This is a genomic window from Paenibacillus sp. J22P277 (assembly GCF_059383675.1).
The window spans coordinates 638829-661291 of record NZ_JBXENS010000004.1 but is presented as its reverse complement, the minus strand read 5'-3'; the positions used below and the strand labels follow the sequence as shown (position 1 = coordinate 661291).

The 22463-nt window shown below is 62.3% G+C and carries 19 protein-coding genes; 17 read left to right on the top strand and 2 right to left on the bottom strand.

Going from position 1 to position 22463, the window contains the following annotated elements; all coding sequences use genetic code 11:
- Positions 1-42: 42 nt before the first annotated feature.
- The gene (locus AC50YL_RS16270; RefSeq protein ID WP_494833244.1) at positions 43-333 is read right to left on the bottom strand and encodes a hypothetical protein; all 291 of its coding nucleotides are present in this window, start codon (positions 331-333) and stop codon (positions 43-45) included.
- Positions 334-387: 54 nt separating this feature from the next.
- On the opposite strand from AC50YL_RS16270, the gene AC50YL_RS16265 reads away from it, so the two are divergent.
- Entirely contained in the window at positions 388-1245 is an 858-nt protein-coding gene (locus tag AC50YL_RS16265; protein WP_494833243.1) for a polysaccharide deacetylase family protein, read from the top strand.
- Between the two features lie 82 nt (positions 1246-1327).
- Here the strand turns inward: AC50YL_RS16265 and AC50YL_RS16260 are convergent, their stop codons facing one another.
- Positions 1328-2284 carry a serine hydrolase domain-containing protein gene (locus AC50YL_RS16260; protein WP_494833242.1) on the bottom strand — a complete coding sequence of 319 codons (957 nt, stop codon included), beginning with the start codon at positions 2282-2284 and terminating at the stop codon, positions 1328-1330.
- 256 nt (positions 2285-2540) lie between these two features.
- On the opposite strand from AC50YL_RS16260, the gene AC50YL_RS16255 reads away from it, so the two are divergent.
- The 16 genes from AC50YL_RS16255 to AC50YL_RS16180 all read left to right on the top strand — a co-directional run bounded on the left by AC50YL_RS16255 (position 2541) and on the right by AC50YL_RS16180 (position 22030).
- Entirely contained in the window at positions 2541-4151 is a 1611-nt protein-coding gene (locus tag AC50YL_RS16255; protein ID WP_494833241.1) for a PucR family transcriptional regulator, read from the top strand.
- Positions 4152-4680: 529 nt separating this feature from the next.
- Positions 4681-5799: an ABC transporter substrate-binding protein gene (locus tag AC50YL_RS16250; RefSeq protein ID WP_494833240.1), complete on the top strand. Its 1119-nt coding sequence runs from the start codon at positions 4681-4683 to the stop codon at positions 5797-5799.
- A gap of 105 nt (positions 5800-5904) precedes the next feature.
- Positions 5905-6807, top strand: coding sequence for an ABC transporter permease (locus tag AC50YL_RS16245; RefSeq protein WP_494833239.1), 903 nt, complete (start codon positions 5905-5907; stop codon positions 6805-6807).
- Positions 6808-6879: 72 nt separating this feature from the next.
- The gene (locus AC50YL_RS16240) at positions 6880-7956 is read left to right on the top strand and encodes an aromatic ring-hydroxylating dioxygenase subunit alpha (RefSeq protein WP_494833238.1); all 1077 of its coding nucleotides are present in this window, start codon (positions 6880-6882) and stop codon (positions 7954-7956) included.
- A 36-nt stretch (positions 7957-7992) separates the two neighbouring features.
- Positions 7993-9582 (top strand): gamma-glutamyltransferase, encoded by a 1590-nt coding sequence (gene ggt, locus AC50YL_RS16235; RefSeq protein ID WP_494833424.1) that lies wholly within the window; start codon positions 7993-7995, stop codon positions 9580-9582.
- A 37-nt stretch (positions 9583-9619) separates the two neighbouring features.
- Positions 9620-11287 carry a CocE/NonD family hydrolase gene (locus AC50YL_RS16230; protein ID WP_494833237.1) on the top strand — a complete coding sequence of 556 codons (1668 nt, stop codon included), beginning with the start codon at positions 9620-9622 and terminating at the stop codon, positions 11285-11287.
- Positions 11288-11402: 115 nt separating this feature from the next.
- Positions 11403-12770: an amidohydrolase family protein gene (locus tag AC50YL_RS16225; protein WP_494833236.1), complete on the top strand. Its 1368-nt coding sequence runs from the start codon at positions 11403-11405 to the stop codon at positions 12768-12770.
- Positions 12771-12787: 17 nt separating this feature from the next.
- Positions 12788-13492 carry an NAD(P)H:quinone oxidoreductase gene (gene wrbA, locus AC50YL_RS16220; RefSeq protein WP_494833235.1) on the top strand — a complete coding sequence of 235 codons (705 nt, stop codon included), beginning with the start codon at positions 12788-12790 and terminating at the stop codon, positions 13490-13492.
- Between the two features lie 21 nt (positions 13493-13513).
- Positions 13514-14332, top strand: a complete 819-nt coding sequence (locus AC50YL_RS16215; RefSeq protein ID WP_494833234.1) for an ABC transporter ATP-binding protein — start codon at positions 13514-13516, stop codon at positions 14330-14332.
- Between the two features lie 195 nt (positions 14333-14527).
- On the top strand, positions 14528-15370 hold the full coding sequence (locus AC50YL_RS16210) for a cysteine hydrolase family protein (protein WP_494833233.1): 843 nt from the start codon (positions 14528-14530) through the stop codon (positions 15368-15370).
- Complete coding sequence (locus AC50YL_RS16205) at positions 15367-15801, top strand: cupin domain-containing protein (protein WP_161742612.1); 435 nt, start codon at positions 15367-15369, stop codon at positions 15799-15801. Before AC50YL_RS16210 ends, AC50YL_RS16205 begins: the two co-directional genes overlap by 4 nt.
- Before the next feature lie 35 nt (positions 15802-15836).
- Positions 15837-17093, top strand: a complete 1257-nt coding sequence (locus AC50YL_RS16200) for an amidase (RefSeq protein ID WP_494833232.1) — start codon at positions 15837-15839, stop codon at positions 17091-17093.
- A gap of 11 nt (positions 17094-17104) precedes the next feature.
- Complete coding sequence (locus AC50YL_RS16195) at positions 17105-17926, top strand: creatininase family protein (RefSeq protein ID WP_494833231.1); 822 nt, start codon at positions 17105-17107, stop codon at positions 17924-17926.
- Between the two features lie 115 nt (positions 17927-18041).
- Positions 18042-18905, top strand: a complete 864-nt coding sequence (locus AC50YL_RS16190) for a fumarylacetoacetate hydrolase family protein (protein ID WP_494833230.1) — start codon at positions 18042-18044, stop codon at positions 18903-18905.
- 91 nt (positions 18906-18996) lie between these two features.
- Positions 18997-20316 (top strand): FAD-binding oxidoreductase, encoded by a 1320-nt coding sequence (locus AC50YL_RS16185; RefSeq protein ID WP_494833229.1) that lies wholly within the window; start codon positions 18997-18999, stop codon positions 20314-20316.
- 448 nt (positions 20317-20764) lie between these two features.
- Positions 20765-22030, top strand: coding sequence for an MFS transporter (locus AC50YL_RS16180; protein WP_494833228.1), 1266 nt, complete (start codon positions 20765-20767; stop codon positions 22028-22030).
- Positions 22031-22463: the final 433 nt, after the last annotated feature.

Genomic DNA, 22463 nt, shown 5'->3' with positions numbered 1-22463 from the left:
GAACGCGAAAAAGATCGCCAACCGCCTGTTCAAGCAGGCGAGTTAGAGCGATCTTTTGATTTTGATGAAATGATGGTAGCTGAATACCTTCGTTGAAAACAAACAAAGTCCTAAAAATTGGGCTTTTTCAACAGCCTGACACCGGCCTTGATGGCCGTTGTTTTTTTGCGCGCAACGGCCGGCCGCGGTGACGGTCCGGCCTTTCTTTTCGCGCCGAAGGGGGTCCTTGCGAATGCGCGCCTTGTTTCCGATATCGGCGAAGAAGGTAATTCGATTGTAGTCCGGCCGCGCTTGTGACATTTTGTTGACATCGGGATCATGCTGCCGTGACAACCCTGCTTTATGCTGATGGAGCAAGCATCGAATGAAAGAAAGAGGATGACGCAGATGAGACGAACCCGCAAGAAAAGACGGCTGCCGCGCCTCCTGTTGCCTTTGATCGTCCTTGCTTTCGCCGGCTGGGTCATCATCGCGCGACCCTTCGCGCCGCATGCGGAGCGGAATGCCTTGGCTTCGGACGCGAGCCGGGCCGCCGGGGGCGCGCCATCGGCGACAGCCGCGACAGCCGAAGAGAAACCTCCGGCGACGGCGAACGTGCCGAAGCCTCCGCTCGCCCCGGTGAAGGTGTATTATAACGGTTCGGCGAAGGACGGCAAGCAGGTGGCCCTGACCTTCGACGACGGGCCGGATGGCGTCGCGACGCCGAAAATCCTGGACATTTTGAAAGCCAACCATATCAAAGCGACGTTTTTTATCGTCGGCAAGCAGGCCAAAGCCCATCCGGACATGGTGCGCCGGATCGTGAAGGAGGGGCATGCGATCGGCAACCATTCTTGGTCGCATCCCGATTTCGGCAGTTTGTCGACGCAGGACGCGAAGAAGCAGATCGAGGACACGCAGGACGAGCTTGAAGTCATCGCGGGCGTTCGCCCGATTTTGTTCCGGCCGCCTTACGGGGCTTTGAACGACGACAAGAAAGCCGCGGTCCGCGATCTGGATATGGCGATCGTGGATTGGTCGGTGGACACGAGAGATTGGGCGGGCACATCGCCGCCGAATATATTGAAGCTGGTCGACAAGGAGATTTATCCCGGCGGCATCATTTTGCAGCATTGCGCGGGCGAACAGGAGCATCTCTCCAACACGATCGCGGCGCTAAAGCAGCTGATTCCCGCGCTGAGCAAGCAGGGGTATGCGTTCGTAACCGTGCCGAAGCTGCTCCACCTGCCTGATTCGCTGTCTTAACCGGCAGTCGCGGTCGCGGCGAAGCGCCGTTCCCGCGCGGGAGGCGGCATATCCGCGAAGCCTAACGGCCGCGGCGGGCGGGTCAACGCATCCCGGACAGCAACGGCGCGATATGCCGGCGAAACACGTCCGTGGGCGGCTTGTCCGTCCGCCATTTATCGGCGGTCAGCACGACGACGGTATCTTGGCCCGGAACGATATAGATATACTGACCCCCGAAGCCTCGGGCGTAATAATAGTCCGGCGAAGGCGGATTCGGGCCGTCCGCGGCCTCCGCGAACGCGTCCGTCCACCAATGCCAGGCGTAACGGCCGCGGTTCGGCGCTTTCGCGGCGATGGCGGGCTTCACGGATCGGGCGAGCAGGCCGCGCGACAGCAGCCGCGCGTTCCCCCATTCGCCTTGCTGCAGATACAGCCGGCCGAACTTCATCATGTCGCCCGGAAGGAGGCGAAGCCCGAAGCCGCCGGTATGGATCCCTTGCGGGTCCTGCTCCCATTCGTAACGTTCGATGCCGAGCGGACCGAACAGATGCAGATCGGCGAACCGGGCGACCGGCATGCCCGCGGCCTGCGCCAGGACGGCGGACAGCATCTGCGAAGCGCCGGAATTGTATTCCATCCGCGTGCCGGGCGCGTGCGCGAGCGGCTGCTCCAGCACGAAGTCGATCCAATGCGGCGCGCGCGTCATGCGCGGAAACGAATTTTGCCCGCCGAATTCCGTCCAGTCGAAGCCGGCGGACATCGTCAGCAGATGCGCCAGCGTGATCTCCCCTTTGCGCGCGTCGCGGTCCGCGGCCAGCCGCGGGAAGAAGACGGCAGCGGGCGTCTCCGGCTCGGGCAGCAAGCCTTGGTCGAGCGCGATGCTGAACAGCGCAGACAAGATGCTTTTGGTGACGGAATTGACCTTGGCGACTTCCTCCGGAATGCGCGCTTCCCGGTAGTGCTCGTACTGAAGCTCGCCCTGCCGGCTGATCAGGCAGCTTCTCAAATTCAGCGGCGCGATGGCCGCGGTCAAGGCATTGAAATCCATGGCGTTCATCCTCGCGTTCATCCTCGCTGGTCGGTGAAGTCTGTGCGTAAAGCGTTACGATGTATTGTATCATTTGTCATCGGCGAAAGAAAAACCCCCACGCGCGTCGAAATAAGTAAGCGCAAACATAGGCTTTTCCTAAAATGTATCTGACAAATACCTGCCGCGGACCGTTGAAAACAATCGATAATCCCTATATGATGTTAGTTAAAATAACATAAATGATTCGCTGCATCATGGGGAGTGGCCCGGAAGGAGGCAGAACATGCATTTGACTGTCGAACAAGCGCTGGCTGTCTATCCGTTGTCGGAAGGGAAACTGATCGCGGGCGCGTCGGGGAAGCACCGCATCGTCAAATCGATAAATGTCATGGATGCGCCGGACATCGCGGACTGGATCAAGGAAGGCGAAATGCTGTTCACGACGGCCTACCTGATCAAGGACGATTCGGACGAGGCGTCGGAATTGCTCGTGAAGCTGTTCAACCGCGGCGCATCGGGGCTTGGGATCAAGCTCGGCCGGTTCTGGGAGGCGATTCCGGAGCGGCTGGTCCGGCTGGCCGACGAGCTCGGTTTTCCGCTGATCGCGCTGCCCTTTCAATTCACCTTCTCCGATCAGATGAACGGCTTGTTCCAAGCCGAGATGAAGCGCAGCACCGTGCAGCTCGAAGGGGCGCTGGAGAAGCAGATCCGGCTGATGCGCTTCGCGCTGCGGGCGGAATCGATGCCGTCGCTCTTCGACTCCGTGACGGAAGTGATCGGCTGCCCGATCGCGGTCGTCGGCTCCAAGGGCCAGGTCGTCTATCACTCGCCCGGCATTTCCGCGGATTGGCTGACCGGCCAGTGGCCGTGGTCCCCGCACAAGAATCGGATCAAGCACGAAGGCTTGCAGGCTTTCCGCATGCCGCTCATGAACCGCGACGCATGCACGGGCTTCGTGTTCTTTTTCGATACGCAGCCGCTCCTCTCCGCGGTCGAAGAAGGGTTGTACACCCAAACCGCCGAACTCATCTCCCACCATCTGAATTACAAATACGAAGATTATTTCGAGCTGTCGGTCCGGAAGGATTTCGGCGCGCTGATCAAGCAGTTTCTGAAAAACGGCGTAACGGCGGAAGCCGTGCTGGATTACGCCGGCCGCTGGGAAATGGATTGGCTCGGCCAGGGCTATTACTGCGCGCTGGTCGATCTTCCCTCCGAGCATGACTCCGCCCGTCGTCCGGAGCGCTTGAACGAATTGAAGGCGTCCATGCTCGGCAACGCCCGGATGCAGGCGCTGAACGGCATTCACGCCGTCATGGACGAAGGCGTGTTCTGCGTCGTCCCCGACGCGGCTGCCGGTCCCGAAGGCGAGGCGCTCCGCGCGGCGCTGGAGTCCTGCCTGGCCGGTCTTGGCCTCGATGAGCGCAAGGCGCCGAAGGCGACGATCTGCGCGCGCAAGAAGCAGCTGAAGGAAATGCCCGAAGCCTTCGCCGAATGCCGCAACACGTTCAGGCTCGCCCGCGAATGGGGCGTCGAGGAACGGATCGTCCGGTACGAGACGCTCGACCTTGCGATGATTTTCGAGCCCGTGTCCCGCGAGAAAATGCGCATTTACTGCCAACGCTGGCTCGGCGGACTGTTGAACAAGGAGCCGGGCTACGTCGGCGAGATGTTGAAGACGCTGGAGACGTATCTCGATTGCGACGGCCAGCTGAACGAAACGGCGAAAAAGCTGTTCATCCACCGCAATACCGCCACGTACCGGATCGAGAAGCTGAGCGAAATGCTCGACGTCGATTTCAAAAAGGTGAACGTGCTCATGCGGCTAAAGATCGCGTTCTTGTTCCGCCGCCTGCTGGTGACGGAAACGGGCGAAGGCGAGCGCGGCGCATGAAGAGGGCGTGCGGCCTTCGAGATCGTCCCCGTTCCGCCGCTCCGCGCCTTCTGCGCCGTAACGAGCGGGGGCAGGGGGCGATTGCCGCAATTTTTAACCGCAGCTCGTATGCATCAGCTCGTATATCGGAGTTCGTATACGCAGCTCAAAGACATCAGCTCATATATCGCAGCTCGTATCGGTCCCTTAGCTGGACCGCGCAGTCGACGTCGACCAAGCACTTAGGCGACGGACGGCTGTTTTTTTGTTCCCATAATGATCGGAGACTTCATTCATGCATGCGATGAGAGCGATCGAGCCGGAGGGGCTATCTTAGGCAATCTTGATTACGATGTGAGTTACAGGTTAGGTATAGGATAAATGAAAGCGCTATTCCGAATGATTATTGTTACCCATGCCAATATCATACGCCGATTTCGTCATTACGCACAAAATTATGTCAGCTATATAGACATGGACATGACGTATTCTTACACTGAGATTGTAGTCAGAATATTTCGAACGCAATCTATAAGGGGGAAGAGGAACCATGAATACCATGAAGGGCACTGCAGGCTTATCGAAACGCAAGACGGCGATGGCGGTTTGTCTCGTATCCGCGATGGCGGCTCTCTCGGCATGCGGCAGCAACGAGGCATCGAATACCGGCGCGACCTCGGCAACCGACAATTCCTCGACCTCGAACGCGGGGGCGAACGCGACGACCGACGGCGGAACGAACGCGAATGCGGGGACGGCCGCGAACGAGCCGGCGAAGGATCCGGTGAAGGCGACGCTCATCCTGAACTGGTTCGCCGAGCCGGAGCACGGCGGGAATTTCGCTGCGGTCGCCAAAGGCTTCTACAAGGATGCCGGACTGGACATGACGCTGATGCCGGGCGGCCCTCAGGTGTCCGCGACCCAGCTCGTCGCTTCCGGAAAAGCGGAATTCGGCATGGCGAACGGCGACGACATTCTCGTGGCCCGTCAGGAAGGGATTCCGGTCGTCGCGATCGCGACGGCGTTCCAGAAGAGCCCGCAGGCGCTGTTCTACCATAAGGACGCCAATATCAAGGACTTCGGCGATTTGAACGATCATAAGGTGTACGTCGCCTCGACCGCGAACTTCTGGCAGTACATGAAGAAGAAATACAGCCTGGACAAGGCGCAGGAGATGAAGTACACCGGACAGCTGGTCAATTTCATCAACGACAAGAACGCGGTCACGCAAGGCTACATCACCTCCGAGACCTACACGCTGCAGCAGGAGAAAGTGGATTTCGGCGTGCTGCTTAACGCCGATTCCGGCTACAACATCTACGCGAACGTCTATTTCACGACGGAGAAGATGATTCAGGAGCATCCGGACGAGGTCAAGGCGTTCGTGGAAGCGACCGTCAAGGGCTGGGATTACTACAAAACGAATTCCGACGAAATCAACCCTTCGATTCAAGAGAAGAATCCGGAGATGTCGCTCGACATGATGAAATTCAGCGCGCAGCAGGAAATGGATTTCGCCTTCGGCGGGGATGCGGCCACCATGGGCACCGGCATCATGACGACCGAGCGCTGGACGGAAGTGCAGAAGCAGCTGAAGGACGTCGGCGTCCTGACGAAGGACGAGGACATCGCCAAGGCGTTCACGACGGAGTTTCTGCCCAAGAAGTAGCCGTCGAACGGACGGGAGACGCGCTTCGGCTTCATCGAGAACGCGCGCTCCCGCTCTTCGCATCAAGCGTCAACCATAACGGTTTCAAGCGAAAGGAGCATCGCCATGGCAGCGGAAGACGCGAACACCCGCATGTTGCCCGACGAGATATACCCTGCCCGCGAACGGCCGGGCCGGATTGCCAAGCTTTTGGAAAGCCGCTCGAGAAAAGGAAACAAATCGCTCGCGGCTTTTGTCAAGAAGCTGACGCCGCCGCTCGCGGCATTCATCGTGTTTATCGGGGGCTGGCAGCTGATCTGCTTCCTGATGAATGCGCCGACCTACCTCGTGCCGAAGCCGTCGGATATTCTCAAAGCCGCGATCGAGAACCGCCACGAGCTTTGGACGGCGGTGTCGACGACGGCGTTCGAATCCGTCTTCGGCTTTCTCCTCAGCATCGTGCTCGGCATCTCGTTCGCGATTCTGATGGCCAGCTCGAAAGTCATCGAAGAGAGCGTGTACCCGTACGCCATTATCATGCAAACCATTCCGATCGTGGCCATCGCGCCGCTGATCGTCATCTGGTTCGACGCCGGCTTCCAAGCCATCGTCATCATCGCCTTCCTGATCGGATTCTTCCCGATGCTGTCCAATACGCTGATCGGTCTCAATTCCACGGAACATAACCTGCGAAATTTATTTTATTTATATAACGCGAAGCCGCTGCAGACGATGTGGCGCCTGCGCATTCCGGCCGCGCTGCCCTACATCGTGGCGGGCTTGAAAATTTCCTGCACGCTGTCCGTCATCGGCGCCATCGTCGGGGAGTACATCGCCGGCATCGGCGGCGGAAACGGCGGACTCGGCTATGCGATCACGTACGCCGCGGGACGTCTCAAAACCCCGTACCTGTTCGCCTGCGGACTGTCGGCGTCGCTGCTCGGCATCCTGTTCTTCCTGCTCGTGAACATGCTGGCCAAATGGATGCTCAGCTCGTGGCATGAATCCGAAATGAAACGCGAAGGCTGATTGTCCGCAAGGCGACGCCGCCCAGGCGCCGCGGGAGGGAATCGGGCCCAAGCGATGCGAGGAGGTCGCGCTATGCTGCAAGCGGAACAACGCGTGCTGCGCCATTACTTTTATCCCGTCATGCCGATCGGGGATCTGAGCGAGGGACCGAAGCCGATCGTCATGTTCGGCGAGCCGGTGGTCGTCTGGCTGGATGAACGGGGCCAACCGGCCGCGGCGGTCGACCGCTGCTGCCACCGCACGGCGAAGCTGTCGCTCGGCCGGACGCGGGACGGCTGCATCGTCTGCCCGTACCACGGCTGGACGTTCGACCGCGACGGCAAATGCGCCTATTTCCCGCAGTCCGAGCTGGAGGACCCGCCGAAGGTGTACAAAATCAAAGCATACCGCTGCGAAGAGAAGTACGGCTACGTCTGGATCGCGCTCGGCGAGCCGCTCGCGGGCATTCCCGATTTCGGCCGTTACGGCGATCCGGAGATCCGGCAGATCCATCAATTCCACGAGGTTATCCGCTGCTCGGCGCTCCGGCTGATGGAGAATTCGTTCGATACGGCGCATATCGCGTTCGTGCACCACAATACGTTCGGCAACAACCAGGATCCGGTGCCGCCGGAATTCGAGATCGTGCCGAACGGGCGCGGCTTCGAGATGCGCTACGAGGTGCGCGTGACCAACAAGCTGAACAAAGCCGTCAAGGCCATCGACGTCGATGCCGACGAGACGGTGCGCAAGGTCCGGGCGACCTGGTTCATGCCGTTCGTCCGGCAGCTGGATATGACGTATCCGACGGGGCTCGTGCATTCGATCGTCACTTGCGCGACGCCGATCGACAACGAATCGTGCATCCTCATCCAGTTCGTCTTCCGCAACGACAAGGAGACGGACGTGCCGGCTTCGGCGGTCATCGCGTTCGACCGCGCCGTCGTCGACGAGGATATGCTCATCCTGGAATCGACCGAGGCGAACATACCGCTCGACTTGAAGCTTCGGCTGGAGACGCATATGCATGCCGACAAGCCCGGCATCGTCATGCGGGAGATGCTGCTCAAGCTGTTCGAAGAACACGGCGAGCGGGAGATTCTGCCGCAGCTCCGCACGCCCCAGCTCTACAAGACGGAAGTGCTGGAGCGGGCGGCCAAACAAAATTAACGATGATCGGGAGGTGCATGGGCGATGCAACAGCCGATGCAACAGCCGGTGATCGGCACGAAAACCATGGTCGTCGGCCCGCACTACCTGGCTTCCGCCGCGGGCGCGCGCATCCTGCAGCAGGGCGGCAACGCGTTCGACGCCGCCGTTGCGGTCAGCGCCTGCCTCGCGGTCGTCTATCCCCACATGACCGGGCTCGGCGGGGATTCGTTCTGGCTGACGCACAGCCGGTCGGACCGCGCCGTCAGGGCCTACAACGCAAGCGGCCGGTCCGGCTACCGCGCAAGCCGCGCCTTGTACGCGGGCCAGGACGCCATCCCGCAGCGCGGCGTGCGCAGCGTCGTCACCGTGCCGGGCATGGTGGACGGCTGGGACGCCGTGCTGCGGGAATACGGAACGATGGCGCTCGCGGAGGTGCTGGAGCCGGCCATCGGCTATGCCGAGCACGGATTCCCGCTGTCGCGGGACCAATATCGCAATACGCTGCAGCGTCACCCGGTGTTGAGCGTCATGCCGGAAACCTCGGCCGTGTATACGCCCGGAGGGACGGTGCCCCTCATGGGCACGCGGTTCGTGCAGCGCAATCTGGCGCAGAGTCTGCGGCAGATTGCCCAATTCGGCCGCGACGGCTTCTACAAAGGCATCCTTGGCCGGCGGATCGCCGCCTATCTGGCCAATCGCGGCGGCGTGCTGAACGCGGACGATTTCGCCGACCACGAGGGAGCATGGGAAACGCCGCTCCGCGGGTCGTACAAAGGGCTGACGCTTTATCAGGCGCCGCCGAACTCGCAAGGGTTCACCGGCATCATGGCGCCGCAGATCATCGAGGGCTTCGGCTTCGGCGAAGGCGGATCCGTCGAGCACGGGTCCTTCGCGTATTACCATCTCCAGATCGAAGCGCTCAAGCTGGCGTTCCGGGACCGGAACGCGGTGCTGACCGATCCCGATTTCTCGGCGATTCCGGTCGATCGGCTCATCTCGCGGGAATATTGCCGGGAGCTTGCCCGCCGGATCGATCCGGCCAGGGCGTTACCGATCGCGTCCGAGCCGGTCGGCAGCGACACTGCTTACGCGGCGGTCGTGGACGGGGAGGGCAACGCGGTCTCTTTTATCCAGAGCCTGTATTTCGAATTCGGCTCGGGGGTTACGGCCGGGGATACCGGCATATTGCTGCAAAACCGCGGCTCGTTCTTCTCGCTCGACCCGAACCATGTCAATACGCTGGAGCCGCGCAAGCGGACGTTCCATACGCTGATGCCGGCGATGGCCTTCAGAGGCGATGCGCCCTATCTGCTCTACGGGACGCAGGGCGGCGAAGGCCAGCCGCAGACGCAGTGCGCGCTGCTGACCCGGATGGCCGATTACGGCATGGACCCGCAGTCCGCCGTCGGCGCGCCAAGGTGGGTATGGGGGCGAACGTGGGGAGAAGAAGAACAGGGGCTCCGAGTGGAAAGCCGCGTGCCGGAGACGGTGCGCGGCGAGCTTGCCCGGGCGGGACATCTCGTCCGGACGGTGGACGCCTTCGACGGCGTCGTCGGCCATGCGCATGCGATCTTGATCGACGGGAACGGCTTCCGCCTCGGCGGCGCCGATCCGCGAAGCGACGGTCAGGCCATCGGCTGGTAGAATAGCCGCCGAATCACAGAGACGGAGGAGGTCGCCCATGCGATTCGGTGACGTGGTCATGAAACGCAACGTCCCCTGCACGATGCGGGACGGCGTGAACTTATACGCGGATATTTATTTGCCGGAAGAGTCCGGCTCTTATCCGGTGCTTCTCATGCGGCAGCCTTACGGCCGCAAGATTGCCTCGACGGTCAGCCACGCGCATCCGGTGTGGTACGCCTCGCAGGGATATATGGTCATCGTCCAGGACGTACGCGGCCGAGGCGACTCCGAGGGGGAATTCATCCCTTTCGTCCACGAAGCCGAGGATGGCTACGACACGGTGGAATGGGCGGCGAAGCTCCCGTACTCGAGCGGCAAGGTCGGCATGTACGGCTTCTCGTATCAGGGCATTACCCAATGGGCGGCGGCCTCGCTGCACCCGCCTTCCCTCGCGACTATCATCCCGAGCATGACGGCGGGCGACGTTCATCGCTGGGCTTACCCCTACGGCAGCTTCTCGAACGGCATGCTCACCTGGGCGTTCCAGCTGGCGCGGGACTCCGCGAGGCGGGCCGGCGACACGGAAGCGGAGCTGGCCTGCACGCGCATCATGAACAATCCTGACGCGACGCTGCGCCAACTGCCCTTGAACGACCGTCATCCCATTCTCGTCCGTTATTGTCCGGCATACTTCGATTGGGTTGATCACCCGGAGTACGACGAGTACTGGCAGTCGCTGAATTGGCTGCCCGCCTTCGTCGAGGATCCGATTCCGGCCTTCCATATCGGCGGCTGGTACGACTTCCTGCTCGACGGGACGGTCCAATCGTACCTGGCGCTGCAGGAAACCTCGCCGGATCGCTCGCCGGAGCTGTTCCACCGCCTGGAGATCGGACCTTGGATCCACATTCCTTGGGGCCGCAAGGCCGGAGGCATCGACCACGGGCCGGAAGCGGACGGCGACATGCACCGGAAGCAGGCGCGGTGGTTCGATTATTGGCTGAAGGGCGAGCGGGACAACGGCTTGTACGAAGAGCCGTCCGTCCGCTGCTTCGATCTCGACGCGAAGGCGTGGAAGTCGGCGGACCGCTATCCCGAGCATGCCGGCGGCCGCAAATGGCTGCTGAGCGGATCGGCGAAGCCGGCCAATGGCGCATTGGGCGGGGCAAGGTTGACGGAAACGCGCGCGGAATTGGACGCCGAGGCAGCGCCCGACGTGTTCGTCTACGACGCGAGGCTGCCGATGCCGCTGGCCGGCTACGCGCCGACGGACCGCAGCGCGATTCAGGACCGGACGGAAATTCTGGTCTACACGGGGGATGCGTTCGAGTCGGGCTTCGGCGTGCTTGGTTCGCCGGTCGTGAACGTCGTCGCGCAGTCGATGGAAGGGCCGACGGATCTCGTCGCGATCCTGACGATGCTGCAGCCGGACGGAAGCGCGCGGTTCCTGTCCGTCGGACGGACGGAGATCGGCCAAGGCGACGGCTGGCGTCAGGCGCGGATCGTCATGCGGCCGTTCGCGGCGACGTTCCTTCCCGGTTCCGCGCTCCGCCTGGAGCTGACGGGCAGCGCGTTCCCGACGCTCATGCGCCATCCCAACGGCATTCCGATGAATAGCGCGCACCGGGCGGAAGAGTGCGATCTAACGATCGCCGTCGTGGCGGTGAAGAGCCGACCGGGCATGGAGTCCTGGATCGAGCTTCCGATTGCGGGCGAGCGATGACCGATTGACTATCGATTGACCGGCTGCCGACGGCGGCGGAGGGAGGCCCGCGCCAGGAGCGGTGCCGTTCCCCCGACGCTCCCGGCGAGCCGATAACGAAAGGGGCTGTTGGCGAATGACGAACGAATGGAAGCTGATCAATGCGAGTTTGCCGCTTCGGGACGAGGCTCATCTCTATACGCTTACGGTCCGGGACGGGATCTGGACGGAAATCGCGCCGCAGCCGGCGGTCGCGGCAATGCCGGGCGCCGTGCCGATCGACGAATTGTCCGGCAGTCCGGCGAACGGAAGCGTCGTCGATCTCGGCGGCAAGGTGCTGCTGCCCGGTCTCGTCGACGCCCATATGCACCTCGACAAATCGTTTTGCCTGCCGCAGGTCGGCAACGTGTCGGGGACGCTGGAGGAAGCGGTGAGCAACTATTCCAACGCCGTGCCCGCCTTCTCCAAAGAAGAGATCAAGGCGCGGATCATCCGCTCCGCCCTGCAGGCGGTTTCCTTCGGCACGACCGCGATCCGCACGCATCTCGATTACCATGTCCGCTGGGGCGCGGACGTTGCGCTGCGGACGATCGAAGCGGCGCTGGAGGCGCAAGCGGAGCTGAAGCCGTACGTGAAGCTGGAGCTGTTCCCGCTCGCGCCGATGTTCCGGTTCGCCGAGGGACATCTGGAAATTCTGGAAGAGACGCTGCGCATGGGCGTCACGGGCGTAGGCACCGCCGCCCATATGTCGGCGACGGCGGAAGCCGATATCGATCAGCTGTTCAAGTTCGCGGAGAAATTCGACATGCCGCTCGACTTCCACACCGACGAAAGCGACGATCCGGCTAAGCGGACGGTCAGCCATATCGCCAAACGGACGATCGACTACGGGTGGTCCGGCCGCGTGACGGTCGACCATCTCTGTTCGCTGGCGGCGATGAACGACATGGACGCGGGCATGCTGATCGAGCAGATGGCGGCCGCCAAGCTGCACGCGGTGACGCTGCCCGGCGCCAATCTGTATTTGCAGGGACGGCGCGACAGCTTCCCGGTCAGGCGCGGCGTCACGCGGGTGAAGGACCTGCTTGCCGCCGGCATCGCGCTGGCGACGGCATCGGACAATATCCACGACCCGTTCCATCCGTTCGGGCGCGGCGACCTGCTGCAGATCGGCCTCATCACAGCCTACGCCGCCCACATGGGAAGACCGGCCGATCTGCGCACGATCCTGCGCATGATCACCGAGATTCCGGCGACGATCCTTGGCTTGGAAGGCTACGGGGTGGAGCTTGGGCACGATGCGGATTTCGTTGTGTTCGACGGCGCTACGCCGGAGGAACTGTTCACGATGGTGCCGGAGCGGCGTTGGGTCTTCCGCGGGGGCGGCTGGCTGAAGCTGGCGGCCAAGCGCACCGGGTTCCAGCTTCCCGAGCTGGACCGCAAATGGGACGCGGCGACCGATAGGCTCGCGTTCGGCTCGCCGGCCGCCGTCGCCCGGTCGTAGACGAAGGAGCTGCGGCGATGACGAATCTGCTGATCGTCTATTACAGCGCATACGGCCATGTGTACGAGATGGCGCTTGCCGCCGCGCGCGGCGCCGGGAAACTGGCGGGCTGCGAGGCGCGGGTCGTCCGGATTCCCGAGCTGGAGTCGGAGAACAACCGCACGCCTTATCTCGATAAACGGAAGAAGCAGGAGGAGAGCGCGCTGTCCGGCAAGTTCCGGACGGTGGGACGCTTCGCCAAGTATGAGGCCTCCAAGGAAGCGCAATTGCCGATTCCGTTCGCGACGAACGACGATCTGCGCTGGGCGGACGGCATCGTGTGGGGGTTTCCGACCTACTTCGGCTCCATGCCCGCGCAGGTGAAGCTGTTTCTCGAGTTCGCAAGCGAGCTGTGCGCGGACGGCAGCCTCGAAGGCAAGCCGGCCGGGCTCATCACGAGCGCGGGCTCGATCCATACCGGGCACGAAGCGAATCTGCTCACGTCGATGGTGCCTTTGTTCCATTTCGGCATGATCATGGTCGGACTGCCGTATTCGGAGAATCCGGAGTACCTGACGGCGGATGCCATCGGCTGCTCGCCGTACGGCGCTTCGACGCTGGCGGGGCCGGACAGCTCGAACGCGCCGGACGAACGGGAGCTCGTCATGGCGGGCCGGCTCGGCCTGCGGGTGGCGCAAGTGGCGGAAGCGTTGAAGAACAACGGGTTTCGGCCAGGCAAATAACGCGCAAAGGGGACAACCGACATGAGTTTTCTATCCACGATCTTAACCTCCGCCGGAACGGCAGCCCCTGCCGTGAACCGGACGACGGATACGCTGATCCGGCTGCAGGACGTCGGCAAGACGTATCCGAACGGCACGGTTGCCGTGCAGCATGCCAATCTGTCGGCGGGAGAAGGCGAGTTTCTCTGCTTCGTCGGCCCGTCCGGCTGCGGTAAATCGACGATCTTCAATATGATCGCGGGCTTGACCGGCCAGACGAGCGGCACGCTCGACGTCTTGGGCACGACGCCGAAGGAAGCGCGCAGGCAAAGCGAGATCGCCTTCGTGTTCCAGGAGCATACGCTGCTTCCTTGGTCGAAGCTGATCGACAACGTCACGCTGCCTTTGAAGCTGAGGGGCGTGCCCAAGAAGGAACGGATCGCGGAAGGCGAGCGCGTGCTGGAGCTGGTCGGCCTGAAGGATTACTTGAAGGTGCTGCCCCGCGAGCTGTCCGGCGGGATGAAGATGCGCGTCTCCATCGCGCGGGCGCTCATCTCGAGACCGAAGCTGCTGCTCATGGATGAACCGTTCGGCGCGCTCGACGAGATTACGCGCCAAACGCTGCAAGACGAGCTGCTGAAGATCTGGCGGCAGGACAACGCGATGAGCGTGCTGTTCATTACGCACAACGTGTTTGAAGCGGTCTTCCTCTCGACCCGGGTCGTCGTCATGACGCCGCGGCCGGGCAAGATCTCCGACGTCATCGATATTCCGGCGCCCTACCCGCGCGACCACGATTTCCGGTCGTCGCCGGAGTTCGGCGAGTACGTGCGTCATGTGTCTCATTTGTTGAAGCACTAAGCAGAAGAGCATGACCTGCGGTCGGCAGGGTCTACAATCGCTGTTGTAGTTCTGATTTCTTTGATTATGTAAGTGACTATAGGTAGAAATCCGACTACAAAGGCGAACGCTGACGCTTTTCCGACTCCTGCCGACCTCCGGTCACTCTGCCTAAACATTGAGTTTCAACAACTTTTTTAGAAAAGAGGGATGCCGATGCATCGTCTTGGCAATCGCAAACGGGCGTGGCACGTGTCCCGGGAGCATGTGGATCTGCGCGGCGCAGGAGAGCGGGTCTCGCATGCAAGTGCACGGGCGGCGGGAGCCTTCTCGGCGGAAGGAGAGGCAGAAGGATCCTCTGCCATCACGTTCGCGGCGCAGCCGCAGCGGCTGACGCTCGATCTCGGCCGTACGGCCATCGTCGTCGTCGACATGCAGAACGACTTCTGTTCGCCGGGCGGGTGGCTGGCTTCCATCGGCGTCGATACGGCGCCGCTGCTGGCGCCCGTCGAGCCGCTGAACCGGCTGCTGCCGGCGCTGCGCGCGGCGGACGTGCCGGTCGTGTGGCTCAATTGGGGCAACCGGCCGGACCGGCTGAATCTGCCTCCGTCGGTGCTGCACGTGTACAATCCGGACGGGACGGGCGTCGGCATCGGCGATCCGCTGCCTGGGAACGGCTCCCGCGTGCTGGAGAAGGACAGCTGGGGCGCCGCGCTCGTGGACGGTCTCGTGCCTGAGCCGGACGATATCCGCGTCGACAAGTACCGCATGAGCGGATTTTGGGATACGCCGCTCGACGGCATTTTAAGGAACATGGACATTCGTACGCTGCTCTTCGCGGGGGTTAATCTGGACCAATGCGTCATGCATACGCTCCAGGACGCGGGCTGTCTCGGCTACGACGTCATCCTGCTGGCGGATTGCTGCGCGACGAGCTCGCCGGCCTACTGCGCCGAAGGCGCGATTTACAATATCAAGCAATGCTACGGCTTCGTGGCGGAATCGGCCGAACTGGCAACCGCCGTCGAAGCCCAATACGGGAAGGTGGAACAACGATGAGCATACCGGGATTGATAGCAGGCCATTACGCGGATTGTCCGGTTCATAAAATTTCTCCGAAGGATTCCAATAAATTCGTGCTGCTGTGCGACGGCACGCAGGCGCCGTTCGTCTCGGTGGTGGAAATTTTCGACGAAGGAGGCAAGACGCCGCCCAACGAGCACGCGGCAGCGGTCGAGTATTTCTACGTGTTGGCCGGAGAGGGCGCCGCGGTCGTCGGCGAGTCGGAGCTGCCGATCCGTCAGGGCTCGTTCTTCATCGTGCCGCCGGGGAACAACCACGAGGTGCGGAATACGGGCCGCGGCCGCCTGTACGTGCTGACGACGATGGTCCCGGACGAGAAGTTCTCCGATCTGATCAAATCCGGTCCCGCCGCTTCGCTCGACGAGGCCGACATGGCGGTGTTGGACGGACTATTGCAGCCGCGCTAGCTTGCTGAACCCACGGACGGATGGAGGAGTTGCGCATGGCCGATCAATGGCATGCTTACGTGAATGAGGAGTTTGGGGTCGATCCGGCCGGTTCGGGCGAGCTGCAGGGCCTCTCGTTCGCGGTCAAGGACGTGTTCGGGCTTGCGGGCTGGACGAATACCGCAGGCAATCCCGACTGGCACCGCACGCACGGACCGTCCGTCGCGAACGCCGCCGCCGTCGACCTGCTCCTTCGGCAGGGTGCCCGCTTAAAGGGCATTACGCATACCGACGAGCTGATGTTCAGCTTGAACGGCGAGAACCACCACTTCGGCACGCCGGTCAATCCCCGCGCGCAGGACCGGATCCCGGGCGGGTCGTCGAGCGGCTCTGCCGTCGCGGCAGCTTCGGGCACGGCCGACTTCGGGCTTGGCACCGATACCGGCGGCTCGATCCGGATCCCGTCCGTCTATTGCGGCTTATACGGCATCCGTCCGACGTACGGCGCCGTTCCGATGGAAGGCGTCATCCCGCTATCTGCAAGCTTCGATACGGTCGGATGGATGTCGCGCAGCAGCCGGACCCTGCTGGACGTGGGGCTGGCGCTGCTGGGGCAGGCGGATGCGGCTGCGGGAGAAGATGGCTTCAGCCGTCTGCTATTCGCGGAAGACGTATGGGATCTAACCGACGAGGCATGCCGGACGCAGATTCTTTCCTGGCTGACGGACGCGGGCGCGGCCGAAGAACGACCCGAATGGGTGATCGCGGCGCCGGAAGGCTTGGCGTCCTGGTTCGGGACGTTCCGGGCGATCCAAGGCTTCGAGATCTGGCGGGAGCACGGCGCGTGGATCACGCGGGAGAATCCCCGATTCGGACCGGGCATCGCGGAGCGCTTCGCGTGGTCGGCGACGCTGAGCCGCGGCGATTATGACCGTCAGCTCGACAATCGCCTCCGCATCCGGGCAGCCCTGGACGGGATGCTCGGCGGCGACCGCCTGCTCGTCATCCCGACGATTCCGAGCACCGCGCCGAAGATCGGGACGTCGGGCGAGGCGTTGGAACGCATCCGGACGCGGACGATGCAGATGTCCTGCATCGCCGGCTTGAGCGGCTTCCCCCAGGTCACGGTGCCGGCGGGCGAGGTCGACGGCGTCCCGGTCGGGGTCTCGTTCATCGCCGGCGCGGGCATGGACCTTCCGCTGCTTCGCTGGGTGAACCGCCTGGCGCAAGCGGCTGCCGGGCAGCGCGTCCGGATGCCGGCGCACGCATCGAAAGGCGCGACCGGCGAAGGCCGCGCACCACTAAACGGATAAGGGTGAGGACGATGTTCTTGCGATACGAAGGAACGGCGTGGGAGCAGCGCTTCCTGCCGAGATTGACGAGCAAACAGGTAAAGGAACTGCCGAAGGACGACGCGCTCGTCATCCTGCCGATCGGCGCGGTGGAGCAGCATGGCGCGCACCTGCCGGTGCTGACGGATACGTTGATCGGAGAGGCGACGTTGACCGCCGCCATGGAGAAGCTCGATCCGGACGCGCAGGTGTGGCTGCTGCCCCCGGTTCCGTACGGCAAGAGCAACGAGCATCTCGGATTGCCCGGCACGATCTCGCTCTCGGCCGCGACCTTGCAGGGCGTCGTTCTCGACATCGCCGAGAGCCTGAAGCTCAGCGGCTTCGACCGGCTGCTGCTGTTCAATACGCACGGCGGCAATACGGATCTGCTGAACATGGTCGCGCGGGAGATCCGGATCCGCAGCGGGATGACGGTGTTTTACCTCAGCCCGAGCAGCCTCGGCGGGGCCGAGGACGTCATCGCGCCGGAAGAGCTGGAATACGGCATCCACGGCGGCGATTACGAGACGTCGATCGTGAAGGCGATCAAGCCGGATTGGGTGCAGGATCGATTCGCCGTCAAGGAAGTGCCCGAGATGGCCGGCTACGAATTTCTGACGCTCGAGGGCAAAATCCGCTTCGCTTGGCGGATGGCGGACATCTCGGCAAGCGGCATCGCCGGAGACGCGACCGTCGCGACCGCGGAGAAGGGCGTCATCATCATGGAGCGGGTGGCCGGCATTCTCGCGAAAGCGCTGAAGGAGCTGTGCACGTTCAAGCTTTCGGATCTCGACCGGAGGCGGGTCGAGGCTTAATAGACGCGGAAGGCGAGGAATGCTGCATTCCCCGGCCTCCGCCAGTGAACGCAAACCAATCATCCTACGCAAACCATTCATCCTAACCAATCAACTCCCGGGGAGCGAACTGACCATGAAATTGGCATCCATTAAGGCCGACGGGCTGGAGAAAGCGGCCATCGTGACGGCGGGGGGCTACGTGCTGCTGGAAACGCTGAACGCCTCGACGGGCAGCGCCTGGAGCGAGACGCTCGCGGGCTTGCTCGGCAACGAAGAGACGGCCGGCTTGAACGCATGGTACCGCGAAGGCGGCGCGTTGCAGGCGAATAGGCTTGAAACGATCGCGTTCGAGGATGCCGCGTGCGGTCCGCTGCTGCGGAATCCGCCGAAAATCTGGGGCATCGGCGCCAACTATGCGGAGAAGGCGGAGGAGATGGCGGTTACGCCGCCCGACGGAGAGCCGATTTGCTTCATGAAGCCGGCCATGAGCCTGATCGGTCCCGGCGATGCCATCCTGCTGCCGAGAGGCGAGCATCGCGTCACGGCGGAGGCGGAGATCGGCATCGTCATCGGCCGAACCTGCAAATACGTCTCCGAAGCCGACGCGATGGGCGTAATTGCCGGCTTCACGCCGACGCTCGATATGACCGCCCAGGATATCCATGCGCGGAATCCGCGGTTTCTGGGCCGGTCGAAATGCTTCGATACCTTTTTCAGCTTCGGTCCCCATCTCGTCACGCCCGACGAATGCCCGGCTCCCGGGCAGTGGACCATCGAGACGGCGTTGAACGGCGTGACCGCTTACCGCGCGGACGTGACGCGCATGATCTATTCGATTCCGTATATCGTGTCCTATTTCTCCGGCATGATGACCCTGCAGCCCGGCGACGTGATCATGACCGGCACGCCGGGCTCGGTCCCGCTGCGGCCGGGGGATATCGCCGAATGCAGGTTGGGCGGCTTCGCGCCGCTCCTTAATCCCGTCATCGCGGAGTAGAAAGCGCGCGGCAAGGCATAGTTTGCGGGCATGCCCATTCTCCATCTCCATAAGCTCGGATGCAACCACTCGGAAAGGGAGGGATTTGGCTATGGAAAAGCTGGCTTGGAAGGAAGATATGCTGAAATCGCTCGGCGAAACGATGGTGCTGACCGACGCCGATACCGTCGAGAAGCTGTCGAAAGACTACTATTGGTATTCGCCGGTGTTGGATAAACGGCTTAAGGAGAAAAAGGCGGACGCCATCATCGCGCCGAAAACCGAGCAGGACGTGGCCGACGCGCTGGCGCTCGCCTACCGCATGCGGGTTCCGGTTACGGCCCGCGGCGCCGGGACGGGCAATTACGGCCAGGCGATCCCGCTCGAAGGCGGCATCGTCCTCGACCTCAGCGGCCTTGACCGCATCGTCGAACTCGGCGACGGCTACGCCCGCGCGCAGAGCGGCGTGCGGCTCGGCGTCCTGGACAAGACGGCGAGGGAGCAAGGGCAGGAGCTGCGGATTTACCCGAGCACGTACGTGAAAGCGACCGTAGGGGGCTTCGTCAGCGGCGGATCCGGCGGCATCGGTTCGGTCACCTGGGGCAATCTATGGGACGGAAACGTGCTGGAGGCGGTCGTCTATACCTTGGAAGAAACGCCGCGGCGGCTTGTCATTAAAGGTGAAGAACTGTTCGACTACATTCACAACTACGGCACGACCGGCATCATGACGGAAGTGACGATACCGCTCGCGCCGCGGACGGAATGGGCGCAGTGCGTGTTCCAATTCGATGCCTTCGAGGATGCCGTGCGGTTCGGCGAGGCGCTGGCGCGGGAGTCGGCAATACCGAAAAGGCTCGTGAGCCCGATGGAATGGCCCCTGCCCTCGTTCTTCAAGCCGCTGGCCAAATCGCTCGAACCGTCCAAGGCCGCCGTGCTGACCGAAATCGCGGAGCATGCGATCGGAGCGGCGGCGAAGCTTGCCGAGTCGTACGGCGGCCGGCTCGGCCATACCATCGAAGCGTCCCAATACCGCAAGGCGATCGGCGTATCGGATTTTACCTGGAACCATACGACGCTGTGGGCGATCAAGGCCGACCCCTCCTGGACGTACTTGCAGGCGGGCTTCGCGCCGGACCGGTACTTGGAACAAATCCGCGCGATCAAAGCCGAATACGGCGATGAGGTACTCTTTCACTTCGAATGGATGCTGAGCGGAGGCGCGCTCGTCCCGACCGCCCTGCCGGTCGTCTATTTCTCCACGGAGGAGCGGCTGTACGAGATCATCGCTTACTTCAGATCGATCGGCGTCGCGATCTTCGATCCGCACACATGGATGCTGGAAGACGGAGGCCGCGGCTCGATCGGCCGCATGCGCAGCCGGAAAACCGTCAACGATCCGCTCAGCCTGTTGAACCCGGGCAAGCTGTAGCCGCCGGCGGTCGTGATGGTGCGATGCGGTCTGCAATAAGTAACCGGCAAAGTCGAAGAATCGGCCTCGCGGATCGACAGCCATGAGGCACCGTCAAACCTTGCGCAAGGTACCGAAAGCATCGGCGTCAGTTGCAGTCGTTCGTTCAATAGAATTGGCCCCGGTCCGCGCGAGCAGACCGGGGCTTTTCGGGATTTCGCCTCGACTTGGGCTGCCGTCTGCAACTCGTCTAAGCACCGGCTTATTCGATTCGGCACGTTCGCCGCGCGCGTTGCGGCGCGGCAAGTCGTCATGTCGTTAGTAACAACCGGCTCCGGATTGCTTCCGATGCGAGAGACCGCCTTTATCCAGGCGAACAATTAATCCGTTCCGAAAATGGATTGACAAGGCAGATTCTTTGCTATTATATTAGTTGTACATACAAAATTTAAAGCGAGGCGTTCTTCTAATGCAGCCACCGGCTCAAACTTCTAAAATCCATTACGGCTGGGTCGTCGTGCTCGTCACGTTCGCGGCCCTGCTCGTCTCCGCCGGCATCCGGTCGATGCCAAGCATTTTCATGCTGCCGTTCGAGAAGGAATTCGGCTGGGAGCGAAGCGGCATCTCCGGCGTGATCTCCGTCGGCATATTGCTCTACGGCCTGGTCGGCCCCTTCTCGGCGGCGCTGCTCGCGAAGTTCGGCATACGCCGGATGATGGTCGTCTCGCTCGCGATCCTTGCCGCGAGTCTTTCACTCACGCCCCTGATGACGGCGTTATGGCAATACGAGCTGTTGTGGGGGATCGTATCCGGGCTGGCTACCGGCATGATGGCCAACGTGCTCGGCGTTACCGTCGCGAATCGTTGGTTCGTGCACCGCAAAGGCTTGGTCGTCGGGATGCTGACCGCGAGCGCGGCCACCGGCCAGCTGCTGTTCCTGCCGCTGCTGGCGAATATTACGGTCAACCACGGCTGGAAATTCGCGGTTTATACGGCCGTCGCCGTCGTGCTCGTATTGCTTGTCGTCGTCGCCATCTTCATGCGCAATCATCCTTCCGACGTCGGGGCGGCTGCTTACGGCGCAAGCGACGTGACGAAGCCCGAGCCGTTCCGCGGCAGCATTTTCTTGACGCCGCTGTTGACGCTGCGCGACGCCATGAAGAACAAGACGTTCTGGCTGCTGGCCGTGACGTTCTTCTTCTGCGGCTTCTCGACGAACGGCTTGATCGGCACGCATCTGATCGCCGCCTGCGGCGATCACGGCATCGAGGAAGTGATGGCGGCCGGCCTGCTTGCCTTCATGGGGATCTTCGATCTCGTCGGCACGACGCTGTCGGGCTGGTTCACGGACCGCTTCGATTCCCGGAAGCTGCTGTTCTGGTACTACGGCCTGCGCGGGCTGTCGCTGATCTTCCTGCCGTTCGCCCTGGATACGACGCCGGCGATGCTGGTCGTGTTCTCGGTCTTCTACGGGCTGGATTGGATCGCCACGGTGCCGCCGACGGTCAAGCTGGCCACGCAAGAATTCGGCAAGGAACGGGCGGGCATGGTCTTCGGCTGGGTCGTCGTCTTCCATCAGATCGGCGCCTCGACGGCGGCTTACGGCGCGGGCCTCGTGCGTCAGATGACCGGCACGTATTCGACGACCTTCGTGACCGCCGGCTTCATCTGCCTGCTGGCCGCGCTGATGGCGCTGCGCATCGCCAAGAAAGCCGCCGCGCTGCGGACGGCCTGACCGGCGCAGAATTTCGTTCGTCATGCCGGTCTAGTTTTCACTCGTTATGCAAGTCTCGATTTCACGGTTTAACGCGTTCCTTTGCCGCAGTTCCGGACCTTCGGTCACGGCTGCCGCAGAGGGGCGCTTTTGTTTATTCGGGAAGAACCGCCGGAGGCCAACTGTATATTTTCAGCTTCCTTCTGCATTTTATGCATTGCGGCGCTATGGCGTCGGACACCTAACGGGCGCATCGCTACCGCTACCGAAAGCCTGCCCCGAACGTCCGCCGGAATTTTTTGTCGTAAGCCGTTACAAAAGGCGGCCGGTCGGGTAAGAAATAGAGTTAAGCCTCCGCCTGCGCAAGTTATGGCCATATTGTGGCTATTCGCTTCGGGCGGCAGGAATCGGGCGGTCGATCTCGAATAAGAACGGATTACGTTTCAGAGGAGTG